Here is a 17147-nt window from a genome sequence, read left to right as displayed (position 1 = left end):
CCGCAAGCGAAAGGTCACGCCCGCAGCGTCTCCTCCAGTACCCGTGCCAGTGATCCCGCGTCCTCCTCCGGCAGCGGCGCCCCCGTGCCCGTCGTGACGTAGAACGCGTCCACCGCGTTCGCGCCCAGCGTCGACACGTGCATGCTGCGCACCCGTACGCCCGCCTTCTCCAGGGCGGAGCCGATGCGGTGCAGCAGGCCGGGGGCGTCCTGGGCGCGGACCTCGATCACCGTGGCGTGGCGGGAGGCGGCCGGGGCCACGGTGACCCGGGGCGGCGGGGCGGTCCAGCCGCGCCGGCGGGGGTAGGCGGCGTCGCGTTCGGCGAGGCGGCCGGTGATGTCCAGGGTGCCGTCCAGGGCGCGGACGAGGTCGGTGCGCAGCCGGGCCGCCTGGGGCAGGGAGCCGTACTCGGCGGCGACCCGCCAGTCGAGCAGGAGGATCGTGCCGTCGTCGTCCACGTCGTCCGGCAGCCGCAGGGCGCGCAGTTCCGCCGTGCGGACGGTGAGGCGGTGCACGGCGAGGACCCCGGCGACCGCGGGCAGGACGCCCGGCTGGTCGGGGACGGCGATGAGCAGTTCGACGCCCAGGGGTTCCGGTTCGCCGGGCGGCGGGTCGGCGCCCGGCGCGGGTTCGGTCTGGGCGCGCAGGGCGAGGACCGGGCCGTCGGTGCGGAAGGCCTCGATGGCGAGGCGCTCCTGCTCGGCGGTGGGCGCGGCGGGCTCGGGCTCGTCGGGGGCGGCCCCGGCGAGGACACCGGAGACCCGCCGGACCAGGTCGGTGACGAGGTTGCCGCGCCAGGAGGACCAGGCGGCCGGGCCGGTGGCGAGGGCGTCCGCCTCGGTGAGGGCGTGCAGCAGTTCCAGGGTGCTCTGGGTGCCGACCGCGTCGGCGACGGAGCGGACGGTGGCGGGGTCGTCCAGGTCGCGGCGGGTGGCGGTCTCGATGAGCAGGAGGTGGTGGCGGACCAGCGTGGCCAGCACGGCGGCGTCGGCGTGGTCGAAGCCGATGCGCGCGGCGACGTCCTTGGCGATGATCTCGCCGGCCACCGAGTGGTCGCCGGGCCAGCCCTTGCCGATGTCGTGCAGCAGGGCGGCGACCAGGAGCAGGTCGGGGCGGCCGACCCGGCGGGTGAGCGCGGAGGCGCGCACGGCGGTCTCGATGAGGTGCCGGTCGACGGTCCAGATGTGGACGGCGTTGCGCTGGGGGCGGCAGCGGACCCGCTCCCAGTCGGGCAGCAGGCGGGCGATCAGGCCCTCGGCCTCCAGCGCCTCCCAGACCTCGACGGTCGGGCGGCCGGAGCCGAGCAGGGTGACCAGTTGCTCGCGGGCCTCGGCGGGCCAGGGGGTGGGCAGTTGGCGCGCGGTGGCGGCCAGGTGCCGGGCGGCGTGCGGGGAGAGCGGGAGGCCGGCCTGCGCGGCGGCGGCAGCGGCGCGCAGCGGCAGGACGGGGTCGCGGTCGGGGCGGGCGGCGCGGGCGAGCACCACTTCGCCGTCCTGCTCCACGACGCCCTCGGCCAGCGGCGAGCGTTCGGTGGCCGGCCGGCCGCCTCCCAGCATGGCGCGCAGGCGTGGCCGTACGGCGCGTGCGCGCAGCACGCGCCCCACTTCGCGCCAGGTGACGTCGGCGGCGTACGCGATGACGCGGGCGGCTTCGTAGACCTGGCGCAGCAGGGTGTCGGCGTCGAGCAGGCCCAGCTCGGCGGCCACCTGGTCCTGTTCCTGGAGGGCGAGCCGGTCGGTGGCGCGGCCGGTGGCCAGGTGGAGGGCGTCGCGGACGTCGAGCAGCCGGCGACGGGCGTCGGCCAGTCCCTCGCGCGGGGCGTCGGCGAGCCAGGAGGCGGCTACGGCGCGCAGCGCGGTGGCGTCGCGCAGGCCGCCGCGGGCCTCCTTGAGGTCGGGTTCGAGCAGGTAGCGCAGTTCTCCCTGGCGGGCGGCGCGCTCGGCGCACAGTTCGCGCAGCTCGGGCAGGCGCTTGGCGGCTTGGTTGCGCCAGTCGGTGAGGACGGCGGTGCGCAGGCCTGCGGTCAGGGTGGTGTCACCGGCCAGGTGGCGGGCGTCCAGCAGGCCGAGCTGGACCTTCAGGTCCTCGGCCGCGGTGGCGCGGGCCTCGGCGGGGGTGCGGACGGAGTGGTCCAGGGAGAGGCCGAGGTCCCAGACGGGGTACCAGATCCGGTCGGCGAGGGCGGCGACGGCGCCGGGGTCGGAGCCGTCGTGCAGCAGGACGAGGTCGAGGTCGCTGCGCGGGGACAGCTCGCCGCGGCCGTAGCCGCCGACGGCGACGAGACAGACGCCGCGGGCGGGGCCGTCCGCCGCGCCGAACAGTCCGGCGAGCCAGTCGTCGGTCAGGCCGGCGAGTGCGGAACGGCGCGGCGGCCCGGACCGCGCGTCCTCGGTGAGGAGGCGCAGCCGGGCCGCCGCGTAGCCGCCGGTCCCCGGGTCTTCCGTCCCTGTGTGCGTGTCCGTGCCCGTCACCGGCGACTCCTCTTCCTGTCGGTCCTGGTCAGAGCGCGTCCGGACCGCGCTCGCCGGTGCGGACGCGGACGGCGGTCTCCACCGGCAGGGACCACACCTTGCCGTCCCCGATCTTGCCGGTGCGGGCGGCCTTGACGATGACCTCGATCAGCTGCTCGGCGTCGTCGTCCTCGGCCAGTACCTCCACGCGGACCTTGGGGACGAGGTCGACGGTGTACTCGGCGCCGCGGTAGACCTCGGTGTGGCCGCGCTGCCGGCCGTAGCCGCTGGCCTCGGTGACGGTGAGCCCGTGCACGCCGAAGGCCTGGAGGGCTTCCTTGATCTCGTCGAGCCGATGGGGCTTGACGACTGCGGTGATGAGCTTCATGCGTCCACCTTCCGGGTCTGCGCGGCGGCCAGGGCAGCGGTGGCACCGCCGGCGACGCCGCCGCCCGCTCCGCTGAAGTCGTATGCGGTCTCGGCGTGTTCGGCCTGGTCGATGCCGGAGATCTCCTCGTCCTCGGTGACCCGCATGCCGAGGGTCTTGTCGAGGAGGAAGGCGAGGACGGCGGAGGCGATCAGGGAGTAGGCGAGGACCGCGAAGACGCCCGCGCACTGCTTCCACAGCTGGTCGAAGCCGTGGTCGCCGTAGAAGACGCCGGTGGCGGTGGACTGGCCCTTGCCGGTGGCGAAGAAGCCGACGAGGAGGGAGCCGAGGATGCCGCCGACCATGTGGACGCCGACGACGTCGAGGGAGTCGTCGTAGCCGAACCTGAACTTCAGGCCGACGGCCGCGGCGCAGGCGACGCCGGCGATGGCGCCGACGGCGATCGCGCCGAGCGGGGAGACCGCGCCGCCGGAGGGGGTGATGGCGACCAGGCCGGCGACCGCGCCGGAGGCGGCGCCGAGGGTGGTGCAGGCGCCGTGCCGGACCTTCTCGTAGCCGAGCCAGGCCAGCATCGCGGCGGCGGTGGCGACCTGCGTGTTGACGAACATCAGGGCGCCCACGCCGTCGTCGTTGCCGAGCCAGGAGCCGGCGTTGAAGCCGAACCAGCCGAACCAGAGCAGACCGGCGCCGAGCATGACCAGCGGGAGGCTGTGCGGGCGCATGGGGTCCCGCTTGAAGCCGACGCGCTTGCCGATGACGAGGATGACGCCGAGCGCCGCCGCGCCGGCGTTGATGTGGACCGCCGTGCCGCCCGCGAAGTCGATCACGCCCAGCTTGAAGGCCCAGCCGTCGGAGGCCCAGACCCAGTGGGCGACGGGGAGGTAGACGATGGTCGCCCACAGGGCGACGAAGAGCGCCCAGGCGGAGAACTTGACCCGGTCGGCGAGGGCGCCGCTGATCAGGGCGGGGGTGAGTATGGCGAACATCAGCTGGAAGACCATGAAGACGAAGACCGGGACGGTGTAGCCGTCCCAGAGCTCGGTCAGACCGATGTCGCTGAGGCCGATCCAGTCGGCGTTGTAGCCGATCAGGCTGTTGCCGTTGCCGAAGGCGAGGGAGAAGCCGTAGAGCACCCACAGGATGGTGACGATCCCGAGGCTGATGAAGCTCATCATCAGCATGTTCAGGGTGCTCTTGACGCGGACCATGCCTCCGTAGAAGAAGGCCAGGGCCGGGGTCATCAGCATCACCAGGGCGGAACAGATGAGCATGAAGCCGGTGTTGGCGGACGACAGTCTGGGTGCCTCCGCCGCGAGCATGATGGCTGGTGCCATCGGCGTCTCCTCGTCGATTGGTACGGCCCCGTGCGGGCGGTGCCTGAGCGGTCCGGTCGGGTGAGGGGTGGGCCGGTTGTGCGCCACGAGACTCGCGCAGCGCGGTTTCGGTGGAAGCCCCTCGTTGTTTCGCCGGGGTGACGAAGGCGCCCTGTGTGTTACGCGTCGGTGAAGCGGGAGTTGCCGGGCCGCGCCGGTCGTTATCGTGGCGCGACCTTCTCCGGGGCGATCCCGGTGGAGGAACGGACCGGCCGCGGCGGTCCTCTCGACGACCTGGCATGGGGGAGCCGAGTCGGGCGGTTCGCGAGGACCGGCCGCGGCCGGGGCTGGGGGGATGCCGGGGGTCAGCCCGCTTCGGCGGCCTCCGGCAGGTCGGCGGCGAGCTTGTCGGAGAGGTCGATCACGGAGGCCAGCTCGCCGTAGTCGCGTACGGCCGTGCCGACCGTCTTGCGGATACGGGTGTTCACCCGTTCGGAACGGACCTTCTTGGCGACGTCCAGGGCCTTCGCCGCGTACTCCGTGCTGCGCTCGGGCTCGCGCTGGAGCAGGTGCACCGAGGCCATGCCGATGAGGTTGAGGGCGTACGACCGCTGGTGCTCGGAGTCCTTGGCGAACAGTTCCACGGCGCGCCGCATGAGCGGTTCGGCGAGGGAGGCGTAGCTGGGGCTGCGTCCGGCGTTGTAGGCGAGGTCGCGGAAGGAGTGGGAGTTCTCCGCGTACAGCTCGGCCTCGGAGAAGAAGCGGATCCAGTCGGGGTCCGGCTCGTCCCACTCGTCGATCTCGGCGAAGGTGTCCTCGGCCAGGCGGACGGCGCGCTTGGTCTTCCCGGGCTGGCCCATGTTGGCGTAGGCGCGGGCCTCCATCGCATACAGCATGGCCTGGGTGCGCGGGCCGGCGCAGTCGCGGCTGCCGTACTGGGCGAGGTGGATCAGTTCCAGGGCGTCGTCGGGCCGGCCGAGGTGGATCATCTGGCGGCTCATGCTGGACAGGACGTAGGAGCCGAGCGGCTTGTCGCCGGCCTCCTTGGCGGCGTGCAGGGCGAGCACGAAGTACTTCTGCGCGGTGGGCTGGAGGCCGACGTCGTACGACATCCAGCCGGCGAGCTGGGACAGTTCGGCGGCGATCTGGAACAGCTTGCGGGTGGTGGCCTCGGGCTGGGGTTCCTGGAGCAGGTCGGTGACCTCGTGCAGCTGTCCGACGACCGCCTTGCGGCGCAGTCCGCCGCCGCACTGGGCGTCCCACTTGCGGAACATGCGGGTGGTGGTCTCCAGCAGCTCCAGCTCGGGCTGGGAGAGCCGGCCCGGGCGGCGGGAGTCGAGCACGGGGGCGGGTCCGGCGGGGGCCGGGGCGCCGGGGGTGGGCACGAGCCAGCGCTGCATGGGCTCGATCAGGGAGGGGCCGGCGGACAGGGCGAGGGAGGTGCCGAGGAAGCCGCGCCGGGCGAGCATCAGGTCGCTGCGGGAGAACTCGCCGAGCAGGGCGACCGTCTGCGGGCCGGTCCAGGGCAGGTCGACCCCGGAGGCGGCGGGCGACTGCCGGGCGGCGCGCAGGCCGAGGTCCTCGATGGAGACGACGCAGCCGAAGCGTTCGGAGAACAGCTCGGACAGGATGCGCGGGATCGGTTCGCGGGGGTTCTCGCCGTCGAGCCAGCGGCGCACCCGCGAGGTGTCGGTCGAGATGTGGTTGGCGCCCAACTGGCGTGCCCTGCGGTTCACCTGCCGGGCCAGCTCGCCCTTGGACCAGCCGCTGCGCACGAACCACGAGCCGAGCAGCTCGTTGGGGCGCTTTTCAGCGCTCGTACCGCTACCGCCGTTGCCGCCCACTGGGATGCCCCCAATTCCTGAGACCACTTGTCACCTGGTGCGCCAAGCCTTATCAGAATGCCGGTAAATAAAGCCTCCTGTCCGGCGGTTCTCACCCTTCGAACGAGTTGACGGCTTGCCTCCGGCATATCCGCGCGTGCATGCGCCCCCGTGAACTCGCGCACTCAGAGTAATCCCACGATCACCCTCCAGTCCCGGGCGTACCGGAAACGCCACCATTCGCCACCCCTTCGAATGCGCACACGATTGGCTCCGCGCGCTGTACTTACGGGGGACGGGCGGAAGCCGGCGGAGTGATGCACTCAGGGGCGCACGGAGCCTGATATGCCACCCGGCACGCTTCAAGGCGCCGCATTGGCCCCATCACCGCGCGGGCAGGCGGAGCCGTAACGTTACGTTCCGCTTCCGTCTCGTTCCGTGTCGTAACCACCGGCGCGCAGGACCCGTTGGAGGGGGCATGGGCTTCACGATCGGCGGCATCCGCGAGATCCGCTCCGGCACGCGTCGGCGCGGGCGCCTGGCGGAGTGCACCCTCGTCGCCGAATTCACCGGACTGTGGGGCTGGGACGTGGTGCCGGGGGCCCGGGCCGCCGGGGGCGCCTGCTCGTGCGGGCGGCCCGACTGCGCGGCGCCGGGCGCGCATCCGCTGGAGTTCGCGCCCCCGGTCCCGGCCGGGGCCACGCTGGACGAGGTGAGCAAGGCCTGGTCCGAGTTCCCGGGCGCCTCCGTGATGCTGCCGGTCGGCCAGGCGTTCGACGTCCTGGAGGTGTCGGAGCCGGCCGGCCGTCGCGCGCTGGTCCGACTGGAGCGGATGGGCCTGCCCCTGGGTCCGGTCGCCGCCACCCCGGACGGCCGCGCCCATTTCTTCGTCGCCCCCGGCGCCGCCGCCGACCTGCCCCGGCTGCTGTACCGCCTGGGCTGGGACGACCCGGCCGCGCTGGACCTGCGCGGTCTCGGCCCGGGGACGCACATCACCGCCCCGCCCTCCGACCGGGGCGGCCTGGGCCCGGTGCGCTGGCTGCGCCCGCCCGCGCTGGACTCCGCGACCCGGCCTCCGGCGGCCCGGCTGCTGCTGGGGGCGCTGGCGTATGTGGCGCATCGGTCGCGGGGGTAGGACGGCTGGAGAAAAGAGCGGCGCCCGCCCCCGACTGCACGTGGGGGGCGGGCGCTCTCGCTCTGTCACCCAGGAACGTTCCTAGAACAAAGCGGCGTGATTCCGGTGACTCAGTCGCCGATCAACGCGTCCACGAACGCCTCCGGCTCGAACGGCGCGAGGTCGTCCGCGCCCTCGCCGAGCCCGATCAGCTTGACCGGCACGCCCAGCTCGCGCTGGACGGCGACCACGATGCCGCCCTTGGCCGTGCCGTCCAGCTTGGTCAGCACGATGCCGGTGATGTCCACGACCTCGGCGAAGACGCGGGCCTGCACCAGGCCGTTCTGGCCGGTGGTGGCGTCCAGGACGAGCAGCACCTCGTCCAGCGGCGCGTGCTTCTCCACCACGCGCTTGACCTTGCCCAGCTCGTCCATGAGGCCGGTCTTGGTGTGCAGGCGTCCGGCGGTGTCGATGAGCACCACGTCGACGCCCATCTCCTTGCCCTCCTTCACCGCGTCGAAGGCGACGGAGGCGGGGTCGCCGGCCTCGGGGCCGCGCACGGTGTGGGCGCCGACGCGCTCGCCCCAGGTCTGGAGCTGGTCGGCGGCGGCGGCACGGAAGGTGTCGGCGGCGCCGAGCACGACGGTGCGGCCGTCGGCGACCAGGACCCGGGCGAGCTTGCCGGTGGTGGTGGTCTTGCCGGTGCCGTTGACGCCGACGACCATCACGATGCCGGGCTTGCGGCCCTCGGGCTCGGTCTTGACCGTGCGGTCGAGGTCGGTGCCGACCAGCTGGAGGAGTTCCTCGCGGAGCAGGCCGCGCAGTTCCTCGGGGGTGCGGGTGCCGAGCACCTTGACGCGCTCGCGCAGCCGCTCGACCAGTTCCTGGGTGGGCTGCACGCCGACATCGGCGGTCAGCAGCGTGTCCTCGATCTCCTCCCAGGTGTCCTCGTCCAGGTGCTCGCGGGAGAGCAGGGTGAGCAGGCCCTTGCCCAGGGCGTTCTGCGAGCGGGACAGGCGGGCGCGCAGCCGGACGAGCCGGCCCGCGGTGGGCTCCGGGACCTCGATCTCGATCTCGGGAGCCTCGGCGACGGGGGGCTCCTCGACGACGACCGCGGGGCCGCCCGGGAGATCCACCTCCTCGATCGTCCGGCGCGGTTCGTCGCGCGGCGTCTCGGCCTCTTCGCCGACGTGCGGCTCGGCCGGGGGCGCGGTGATGTCGGGCGCCTTCGGGGGCGGCGGGGGCAGCGGCTTCCGGCGCCGGCTGCCCACGATCAGCCCGCCGAGCGCGCCGAGCACGACCACGGCGATGACTACAGCAAGGATGACGGTTTCCATAACCCGACCAGTATCGGCCATAGGGTCCGCGAGAACCTCGTTTGTGGCTTTCTCCGAGAGACAAAGGCCACTTAACACGAGGACTCGGAGCAAAGTACGATGGTGGCACCTCTATCCACGCGCGTAGAGTCCCCACGTCACCTTGTCCCCCATGTCAGGCACCTCTTCCATGAGCACATCCGCCGAGACCGAAGGCGCTCTCGAAACCCGCGGTATCGAGCAGGTCCCCGACCACGAGCGCACCGCGCGTCCGCGGCAGCTGTTCCCCACCTGGGTCGGCGCGAACATCAGCGTCCTGCTGCTGACGATGGGCGCGAGCCTCGTCGTCGCCTACCACCTGAACTTCTGGCAGGCCCTGATCGTCGCGGTGGCCGCGCCGGTCGTGTCGTACGGCCTGGTCGGCCTGATCGGCATCGCGGGCAAGCGGGGCGGTGCGCCCGGCATGGCGCTGTCGCGCGCGGTCTTCGGGCAGCGCGGCAATCTGCTGCCCGGTTCGCTGATCTGGGTCGCGCGCTGGGGCTGGGAGACGATCAACGCGGTGACCGGCGCGTACGCGATGCTCACCATCCTGGACATCCTGTTCGGCATCAAGGCGAACAACGTCCTGGACATGGTGATGCTGCTGTTGTTCGTCGTGGCGACCTTCGCGATCTCGGGGCTCGGCATCAACGCCGTGCAGAAGTGCAACAAGTACGCGACCTATTTCTTCGGCGTCTTCTCGGTGCTGGTGCTGGGCTATCTGGTGGTGGACACCGACTGGTCGAAGGTGATGGACCACAGCGCCGGCTCCACGGCCTCGGTGATCACCGGTGTCGGCATGATCGCGGCGGGCGGTGTCAGCTGGATCCCCTCGGCCCCGGACTTCACCCGCTATCTGCCGCGTACGGCGTCCTCGAAGGCGATCGTGGGGACGGCGGTGGGCGGCGCCGGTGTCGTCGTGCTGCCGATGGTGCTGATGGGCGCGGTGATGGCGGTGTCCACCCCGGACCTGGCCTCGGCCAGCGACCCGGTGTCCTTCCTGGGCGAGATCCTGCCGACGTGGATCGCGGTGCCCTACCTGTTCATCGCGCTGATCGGCATGCTGCTGATCAACTCGATGTCGATGTACTCGGCGGGCTTCACCGCGCAGACCCTGGGCATCAAGGTGCCGCGGCACTGGGCGGTCTCGGTGAACGCGGTGATCTCGCTGGTGTTCGGCGGGGTGCTGATGCTGGTGGCGACCAGCTTCATGGGCTCCTTCATCGCCTTCCTGTCGCTGCTGGCGGTCGCCTTCTCCGCATGGGTCGGCGTGTTCGGCGCGGACATGCTGCGCCGTACCGAGTACGACGGCCGGGCCATGGCCGACACCACCCGCACCAGCGCCTACTGGTACAAGGGCGGCTTCTCCCCCGCGGCCGTGGCCGCCTGGGCGATCGGCCTGGTGTCGGGCCTAATGTTCACCACCTCGGACTGGTTCACCGGCCCGCTGGCGACGAACAACGTGATCGGCGAGTACGGCCTCGGCTGGGTCGCCACGATCGTGATCTCCGGCGCGCTGTACCTGGTGCTGCCGAAGCCGGCGCCGGCCACCGGGCCCGCGGCCGAGGAGATCGCCGGGCAGCCCGCCACCACCGGCGCCTGACACCGGCCGGGCCCCTGGCCAACTGACGCAGCGTCAGCCAACGTCCCCCTCCACCGAGCCGTACCGGAGGGGGACGTCGCATGCCCGTCACGGTCGTACGCTTCAACCTCGTCGCGCCCGGCGCCGCTCCCGACGCCCTGTCCGCCCGCTACCGGGCCGCGGTGGAGATGGCCTGCTACGCGGACGCGCACGGGATCGCGACCGTGCGGACCGAGGAGCACCACGGCGCGGAGAACGGCTGGCTGCCGTCGCCGTTGGTCTTCGCGGGCGCGGTGCTCGGGGCCACCCGCCGGATCGCGGTGACGGTGTCGGCGGTGATCGGCCCGCTGCACGACCCGCTGCGGCTCGCGGAGGACATCGCCGTGCTGGACCTGCTGAGCGGCGGCCGGCTGGTGACCGTGGCCGGGATCGGCTACCGGCCCGAGGAGTACGCCATGCTCGGCGTCGACCGGGTTCGCCGCGGCCTGCTCCAGGACGAGTTGCCGGAGACACTGCCGACGGCGTGGACCGGTGAGGAGTTCGACTACCGGGGCCGCAGGGTACGGCTCACCCCGCGCCCGTACACCCGGCCGCATCCGCCGCTGCCGGCCGGCGGCTCCTCGAAGGCCGCCGCGCGCCGGGCCGCCCGGTTCGGCCTGCCCTTCTTCCCGAGCGCGCACCTGCCGGAGCCGGCGGCGTACGACGAGGAGCGGCTCGCCGAGTACGGCACCGAGGGCTGGACGATGATGCCGGCCGCCGGGACGCCGCTGCTCCATCTCGCCGAGGACCCGGACCGGGCGTGGGCCGAATACGGCGGGCATCTGCTGCACGAGGCCCGGACCTACGCCTCCTGGCAGCCGGACGGGATCCGCTCGGCGGTGCGGTCGGCGGCCACGACGGTGGCGGAGCTGCGGGCGGAGGGCGTGTACCGGATCCTCACCCCGGAGCAGTGTCGGCGCGGGGCCTGGACAGCCTGGTGCTGCACCCGCCGGCGGGCGGGATGCCGCTGGAGGAGGGCCGGCGCGGCCTGCGGCTGTTCGCGGAGCGGGTCGTTTCGGCGCTGGGCGGCTGAGCCGGGCCGCCCGGGCGTACGCACACCGCCGCCCCCGGTCCGGGCGGGTGGCCGGGACCGGGGGCGGCGGACGGTACGAGGAGAGGGCAGCGGGGTCTTGGCCCTTCTCCCCGAGTTCGGGGGGCCTCGCTAGGAGGCTCAGCCCATCTCCTCCAGGGACTTGCCCTTCGTCTCCTTGACGAACTTCAGGACGAACGGGATGGAGAGGGCGGCGCAGACGGTGTAGATCACGTAGGTGCCGGAGAGGTTCCAGTCGGCCAGCGACGGGAAGCTCGCGGTGATGGCCCAGTTGGCGATCCACTGCGCGGAGGCGGCGACACCGAGGGCGGCGGCGCGGATCCGGTTCGGGAACATCTCGCCGAGGAAGACCCAGACCACCACGCCCCAGGACAGGGCGAAGAAGAGGACGAACAGGTGGGCGGCGATCAGGGCGACCCAGCCCTGGGTGCTCGGCAGCTTGCCGTCGACCAGGTCGTAGCTGAACGCCCAGGCCTCCAGCGCCAGGCCGACGACCATGCCGACCGAGCCGATGAGGGCGAGCGGCTTGCGGCCGACGCGGTCCACGAAGATCATCGCGATCACGGTGCCGACGATGTTGATGATCGAGGTGGTGAAGGAGTAGAAGAACGAGTCCGACGGGTCGACGCCGACCGACTGCCACAGCGTCGAGGAGTAGTAGAACGCGACGTTGATGCCGACGAACTGCTGGAAGACCGACAGGCCGATACCGATCCAGACGATCGGCTTGAAGAAGAAGGAGCCGCCGAGCAGGTCCTTGAAGGAGGACTTGTGCTCGCTCTTCATCGCGTGCTCGATCTCGGCGACGCGGGCGTCCAGGTCGACGTCCTTGCCCTCGACCTCGGCCAGGATCTCCCGGGCGCGCTCACGCTTGCCGGCGGAGAGCAGGAAGCGGGGGGACTCGGGGATCGCGAAGGACAGCATGCCGTAGAGGACGGCCGGGACGACCATCACACCGAGCATGACCTGCCAGGCCTCCAGGCCCATCAGCTTGCCGCGCTGGTCGCCGCCGGCGGCGTTGAGCAGCCCCCAGTTGACCAGCTGGGAGACGGCGATGCCGACGACGATCGCGGCCTGCTGGAAGGAGCCGAGCCGGCCGCGGTAGGCGGGCGGGGCGACCTCGGCGATGTAGGCGGGGCCGATCACGGAGGCCATGCCGATGGCGAAGCCGCCGATGACACGCCAGAAGGCGAGGTCCCACAGCGCGAACGGCAGCGCGGATCCGACGGCGCTGACGGTGAACAGGACGGCGGCGATCTGCATACAGCGGATACGGCCGATGCGGTCGGCTATGCGGCCGGCGGTGGCGGCGCCGATGGCACAGCCGATCAGCGCGATCGCGATGACCTGGGCGAGGGCGGCGGAACCGACGTCGTAACGGTCCCGGATGGCCTCGACGGCGCCGTTGATCACGGAGCTGTCGTAGCCGAAGAGGAAGCCGCCCATGGCGGCAGCCGCCGCGATGAAGATGACGTGCCCGAGATGATCGGGGTGAGCCGTCCTGGCTCCTGACTGAGGTGCCTGCGCTGTGCTGGTCACGGTGTAACTCCTCGGGCCACGGCAACGCTGCCGGGTGGGGGCGAGCCCTTACAGGTCTCCAGTGGCGCATACGGATGAGCCACTTACACCTGAAGGTAAAAGCAACGTTGCAGAGACTATGCCTTCAAGTTTCGAAGTCAATAGTTCAACGACTGTGAGTTTTCAGATATGCCTGACGATCTTGCGTTCAAGAACTGAACGCTCGGCAAGATGATCTTGAAGGATCCCTGGTGAACCCGGGAAAAGGGGCTAGCGCAGCCGCTGGGAGATGACCTTCGAGACGCCGTCGCCCTGCATGGACACGCCGTACAGCGCGTCGGCGACCTCCATCGTGCGCTTCTGGTGCGTGATCACGATCAGCTGCGAACTCTCCTGGAGCTCCCGCATGATCCCGATCAGCCGCTGGAGGTTGGTGTCGTCCAGCGCGGCCTCGACCTCGTCCATGACATAGAACGGGCTCGGCCGGGCCTTGAAGATCGACACCAGCAGCGCCACCGCGGTCAGCGAGCGCTCGCCGCCCGACAGCAGGGAGAGCCGCTTGACCTTCTTGCCCGGCGGACGCGCCTCCACGTCCACGCCCGTGGTGAGCATGTTCGCGGGATCGGTCAGCACCAGACGGCCCTCGCCGCCGGGGAACAGCCGGCCGAAGACGCCCTCGAACTCGCGGGCGGTGTCCCGGAAGGCCTCGGTGAAGACCTGCTCGACGCGCTCGTCGACCTCCTTCACCACCTGGAGCAGGTCGGCGCGGGTCTTCTTCAGGTCCTCCAGCTGCTCGCTGAGGAACTTGTGCCGCTCCTCCAGCGCGGCGAACTCCTCCAGCGCCAGCGGGTTGACCTTGCCCAGCTGCTGGTACGCCCGCTCGGCCGCCTTAAGCCGCTTCTCCTGCTCGGCGCGGTCGAAGGGACGGGGCCGGTTGCGCGGGTGCTCCGGGTCCTCGGGCAGCCGCTCGCCGTCGGCGGGGGGCGAGGGCGGCACCGGCTGGTGCGGCCCGTACTCGGCCACCAGTCCCTCCGGTTCGACACCCAGTTCCTCCAGCGCCTTCGTCTCCAGCTGTTCGATGCGCAGCCGCTTCTCGGCGCCGAGTACCTCGCCCCGGTGGACCGAATCCGTCAACTTGTCGAGTTCGGCCTTGAGTTCGCGGCCGGCCGTGCGGGCGGCGGCCAGTTCCCGCTCGCCCCGGGCCCGGGCGGCCTCGGCGGCGGCGCGCTCCTGCTCGGCGCGGGCGAGGGACACCTCCACGTGCGCGAGCAGCTGCCGGGCGCCGGAGGCGACCGCCCCGGCCACGGCCGCCTCGTGGCGCAGCCGGGCCCGGCGCCGCTCGGCACGCGCGCGTGCCTCACGTTCGGCGCGGGCCGCCCGGTCGAGCGCGTCGGCGCGTCCGGCGAGTCCCTTGACCCGCTCCTCGTGCGTACGGACCTGGAGGCGTGCCTCCATCTCGGTCTGCCGGGCGTTGGCCCCGTCGGCGGCGAGCCGGTCCCGGACCGAGGTGTCGGGCTCCTCCTCCACCGGCGTCTCCTCGGCCACGGCCAGCCGCTCGGCCAGCTCCTCGGCCTCCTGCACCGCCTTGTCCAGCGCCTCCTGCGCACGGGCCGCCGCCGCGGCCGACCGCTCGGCCTCGCCGGCGGCGCCGCGGGCCTGGCCGGCCAGGCGGCCGAGCTGCTGGGCTACGGCCGACTTCTCCCGGTCGGCGGCGCGGCGCCGCTCGCCGAGTTCCTCCACGAGGGCGGCGGCCCGCGTACGGCGCTCGGCCGCCGCGCGCTGCGCCTCGGCCAGCTGTCGGCAGCGGACCTCCAGCTCGGCCAGTTCGGCCGCGGCCTCGTCCACGGAGGCCTGGACCTCCAGCAGGCTGGGGGCGCCCGCGGAGCCGCCGTGGGCGAGGTGGGCGCCGAGGAGGTCGCCTTCGGCGGTGACCGCGGTCAGGTCGGGGCGGGCGTGGACCAGGGTCTCGGCGTCGGCCAGGGTGTCGACCACGACGATGCCGCGCAGGACACGGCGTACGGCGGGCATGAGCTCGGCGGGGCCGTGGACGAGGGTGGCGGCGAAGAGGAGGGGGGTTCTGGGTGCTGTGTCGACGTCGTCGGGTGCGGGGGCGTCGTGGTTGCTCGCGCCGTTCCCCGCGCCCCCTCGGGGCGCCTCCTCCGGGGCTCCCGTCAGGAGGAGGGTGGCTCGGCCGGCGTCCTGTTTGCGGAGGAGGGTCAGGGCCTCGGTCGCCGCCGCCGGGGTGGTGACAGCGAGGGCGTCGGCCGCCGTGCCGAAGGCCGCCGCCAGGGGGGTCTCGTAGCCCGGGGTGATCCTCAGCAGTTCCGCCGCCGGGCCGAGGATGCCGGTGAGGCGGTCGCGCGCGCCGAGCAGCATGCCGGTGCCGTCCTTGCGGCGCAGGCCCAGCGCCAGCGCCTCGTGGCGGGCCCGGGTCGCCGCGCGGGTGCGCTCGGCGGCGGTGAGGGCGTCGCGGGCCGTGCCCAGGGCGGCCTCCGCGTCGGCCAGCTCCCGCTTCGCGGCCTCGTGCCGCTCGGCCAGGTCGGCGTCGCCCGCGTCCAGGCCGTCGACCTCCGCGCGCAGTGCCTCGTACTCCTCCTGCGCGCGCGCCGCCCGCTCCCGCGCCTCGTCGCGGGCCGTGGCGAGCCGGTCGATCTCGGCCTCGGCGGAGGCGACGCGTGAGCGGGCCGCGTTGACCTGCCCGGAGAGCCGGGCCAGGCCCTCGCGGCGGTCCGCGATGGCGCGGGCGACGTCCTTCAGCCGGCGCTCCTCCACGGCCAGTTCGCGCTCCAGCTCGGCGCGGTGCTCGACCGTATCCTCCAGTGCCCGTCGCGCCGCTTCGAGGGCGGCCTCCAGCTCGGCCTCCTGTTCCCGTACGCGGGCGGCCTCGCGCTCCAGGTCCTCGGGGTCCCGGCCGCGCCGTTCCTCGACCGGGGCGGAGGTGGCGCTCTTGACCCGGGCGTCGGCCAGGGAGATCGTGCCGCGGACGCGTTCGGCGAGCTGGGACAGCTCGTACCAGGTCTGCTGGGCGCGCGTCAGCCGCGGGGTGAGCCGGCGTACCTCGTCCTCCAGCAGGGCCTCCCGGTGCAGGGCCTGCTTCAGTTCCCGCTCGGCGGTGTCCTTGCGTTCCTTCAGTGCCGCCTCGTCGGCGATCTCCGCGTGGAGGGCCGCGCGCAGCCGCACCAGGTCGTCGGCGAGGAGCCGCAGCCGGGCGTCGCGGAGGTCGGCCTGGATGACGGCGGCCCGGCGCGCCACCGCGGCCTGGCGGCCGAGGGGCTTGAGCTGGCGGCGCAGTTCGTCGGTGAGGTCCTGCACGCGCGCGAGGTTGGCCCGCATCGCGTCCAGCTTGCGGAGCGCCTTCTCCTTGCGCTTGCGGTGCTTGAGGACGCCGGCCGCCTCCTCGATGAAGGCGCGGCGGCCCATGGGATCGGCGTGCAGGACGGAGTCGAGCTGGCCCTGGCCGACGATGACGTGCATCTCGCGGCCGATGCCGGAGTCGGACAGGAGTTCCTGGATGTCCAGCAGGCGGCAGGTGTCGCCGTTGATCTGGTACTCGCTGCCGCCGTTGCGGAACATGGTCCGCGTGAGGGTGACCTCGGCGTACTCGATGGGCAGGGCCCCGTCGGAGTTGTCGATGGTCAGGGACACCTCGGCGCGGCCGAGCGGCGGGCGGCCGGTGGTGCCGGCGAAGATGACGTCCTCCATCTTGCCGCCGCGCAGCGACTTGGCGCCCTGTTCGCCCATGACCCAGCTGAGCGCGTCCACGACATTGGACTTGCCCGAGCCGTTCGGGCCGACGACACAGGTGATCCCCGGTTCGAACCGGAGGGTGGTCGCGGAGGCGAACGACTTGAACCCGCGCAGGGTCAGGGCCTTGAGGTGCACGCCCCTGGACTCTACCCGCCGCCGCTCCCGGCCCGGCCCGTCAACCCCCGCCGCCGCGCGGTTTCGTGGTTGACCATGCAGGGCACACCAGATGTTGAAGAAGGTGAAAGGATGCGGGGGTAAAGAACGAAGGGACGCCGAAGCGTCCCTTGCTACTCTGACGACTGGATCGCAGTCGTCCGATCAACTGAGCGGTTGATACGGGCAGCCCGATCACTGTCTCTGCTGTTGTGGAGCTGATGCAGCGATCAGGTGAGCGCAGGCTCCGCCTGGTGTGCGTCGATGCTCTCCATGATCCTCTCCTGAGAGGCGGCAGCCGTCAGCGCTTCGTTCTCGGCCTGGATCCGTCCGAGCTCGGACTCCAGGTCCTGTACACGCTGCTGCAGCCGTCGCATCTCGGCGAGGAGTCGAGGGTCGGAGCCGCCGACGTAACCGAGAAGCGCCTTTGCCATGATGGATGGTCCTCCACAATGAGTGACCGACCGATGCGGTGTGGGTCGTGAGGGATTCGCACCCGTGGTGCTTGGCACATCCGGGTGTTGCTCTGCTGTTGTTCCATGCCAAACAGCTAAGGTGCGCGGGGCTTTCAGCGTCTCACCAAAAAGTTTGACGGTCAACACGATCACGCCCTG

At 72.2% G+C, this 17147-nt stretch carries 10 protein-coding genes and 1 pseudogene; 3 read left to right on the top strand and 8 right to left on the bottom strand.

What is annotated here, in order from left to right; translation table 11 throughout:
- Window positions 1-14: 14 nt before the first annotated feature.
- The 4 genes from IH25_RS0121435 to nsdA form a co-directional block, all read right to left on the bottom strand.
- Window positions 15-2471, bottom strand: coding sequence for a [protein-PII] uridylyltransferase (locus IH25_RS0121435; RefSeq protein WP_030612759.1), 2457 nt, complete (start codon window positions 2469-2471; stop codon window positions 15-17).
- Window positions 2472-2499: 28 nt separating this feature from the next.
- Complete coding sequence (locus IH25_RS0121430; RefSeq protein WP_030612756.1) at window positions 2500-2838, bottom strand: P-II family nitrogen regulator; 339 nt, start codon at window positions 2836-2838, stop codon at window positions 2500-2502.
- A complete protein-coding gene (locus tag IH25_RS0121425) occupies window positions 2835-4172 on the bottom strand; it encodes an ammonium transporter (RefSeq protein WP_030612754.1) in 1338 nt (445 codons plus the stop codon). Before IH25_RS0121425 ends, IH25_RS0121430 begins: the two co-directional genes overlap by 4 nt.
- A 344-nt stretch (window positions 4173-4516) precedes the next feature.
- On the bottom strand, window positions 4517-5995 hold the full coding sequence (nsdA, locus tag IH25_RS0121420; protein ID WP_030612752.1) for a transcriptional repressor NsdA: 1479 nt from the start codon (window positions 5993-5995) through the stop codon (window positions 4517-4519).
- A 457-nt stretch (window positions 5996-6452) separates the two neighbouring features.
- On the opposite strand from nsdA, the gene IH25_RS0121415 reads away from it, so the two are divergent.
- A complete protein-coding gene (locus IH25_RS0121415; RefSeq protein ID WP_030612751.1) occupies window positions 6453-7109 on the top strand; it encodes a bifunctional DNA primase/polymerase in 657 nt (218 codons plus the stop codon).
- A gap of 110 nt (window positions 7110-7219) precedes the next feature.
- Here the strand turns inward: IH25_RS0121415 and ftsY are convergent, their stop codons facing one another.
- Entirely contained in the window at window positions 7220-8425 is a 1206-nt protein-coding gene (gene ftsY / locus IH25_RS0121410; RefSeq protein WP_030612749.1) for a signal recognition particle-docking protein FtsY, read from the bottom strand.
- Between the two features lie 169 nt (window positions 8426-8594).
- On the opposite strand from ftsY, the gene IH25_RS0121405 reads away from it, so the two are divergent.
- Both IH25_RS0121405 and IH25_RS37670 read left to right on the top strand, forming a co-directional pair.
- Entirely contained in the window at window positions 8595-10046 is a 1452-nt protein-coding gene (locus IH25_RS0121405; RefSeq protein WP_030612747.1) for a cytosine permease, read from the top strand.
- 80 nt (window positions 10047-10126) lie between these two features.
- Window positions 10127-11097 (top strand): annotated as a pseudogene (locus IH25_RS37670) (LLM class flavin-dependent oxidoreductase).
- Between the two features lie 138 nt (window positions 11098-11235).
- On the opposite strand, the gene IH25_RS0121395 reads toward IH25_RS37670, so the two are convergent.
- From IH25_RS0121395 to IH25_RS0121385, 3 genes are all read right to left on the bottom strand, one after another.
- The gene (locus IH25_RS0121395) at window positions 11236-12654 is read right to left on the bottom strand and encodes a sugar porter family MFS transporter (protein WP_030612745.1); all 1419 of its coding nucleotides are present in this window, start codon (window positions 12652-12654) and stop codon (window positions 11236-11238) included.
- A gap of 249 nt (window positions 12655-12903) precedes the next feature.
- On the bottom strand, window positions 12904-16515 hold the full coding sequence (gene smc, locus IH25_RS0121390) for a chromosome segregation protein SMC (protein WP_030612743.1): 3612 nt from the start codon (window positions 16513-16515) through the stop codon (window positions 12904-12906).
- 248 nt (window positions 16516-16763) lie between these two features.
- The gene (locus tag IH25_RS0121385; RefSeq protein ID WP_030612740.1) at window positions 16764-16967 is read right to left on the bottom strand and encodes a hypothetical protein; all 204 of its coding nucleotides are present in this window, start codon (window positions 16965-16967) and stop codon (window positions 16764-16766) included.
- Window positions 16968-17147: the final 180 nt, after the last annotated feature.

It is taken from the genome of Streptomyces achromogenes subsp. achromogenes (assembly GCF_000720835.1).
Taxonomy (GTDB): Bacteria; Actinomycetota; Actinomycetes; order Streptomycetales; family Streptomycetaceae; genus Streptomyces; species Streptomyces achromogenes.
Note: the sequence above shows the minus strand (reverse complement) of the source record. Positions and strands in the feature narration are given on the sequence as shown.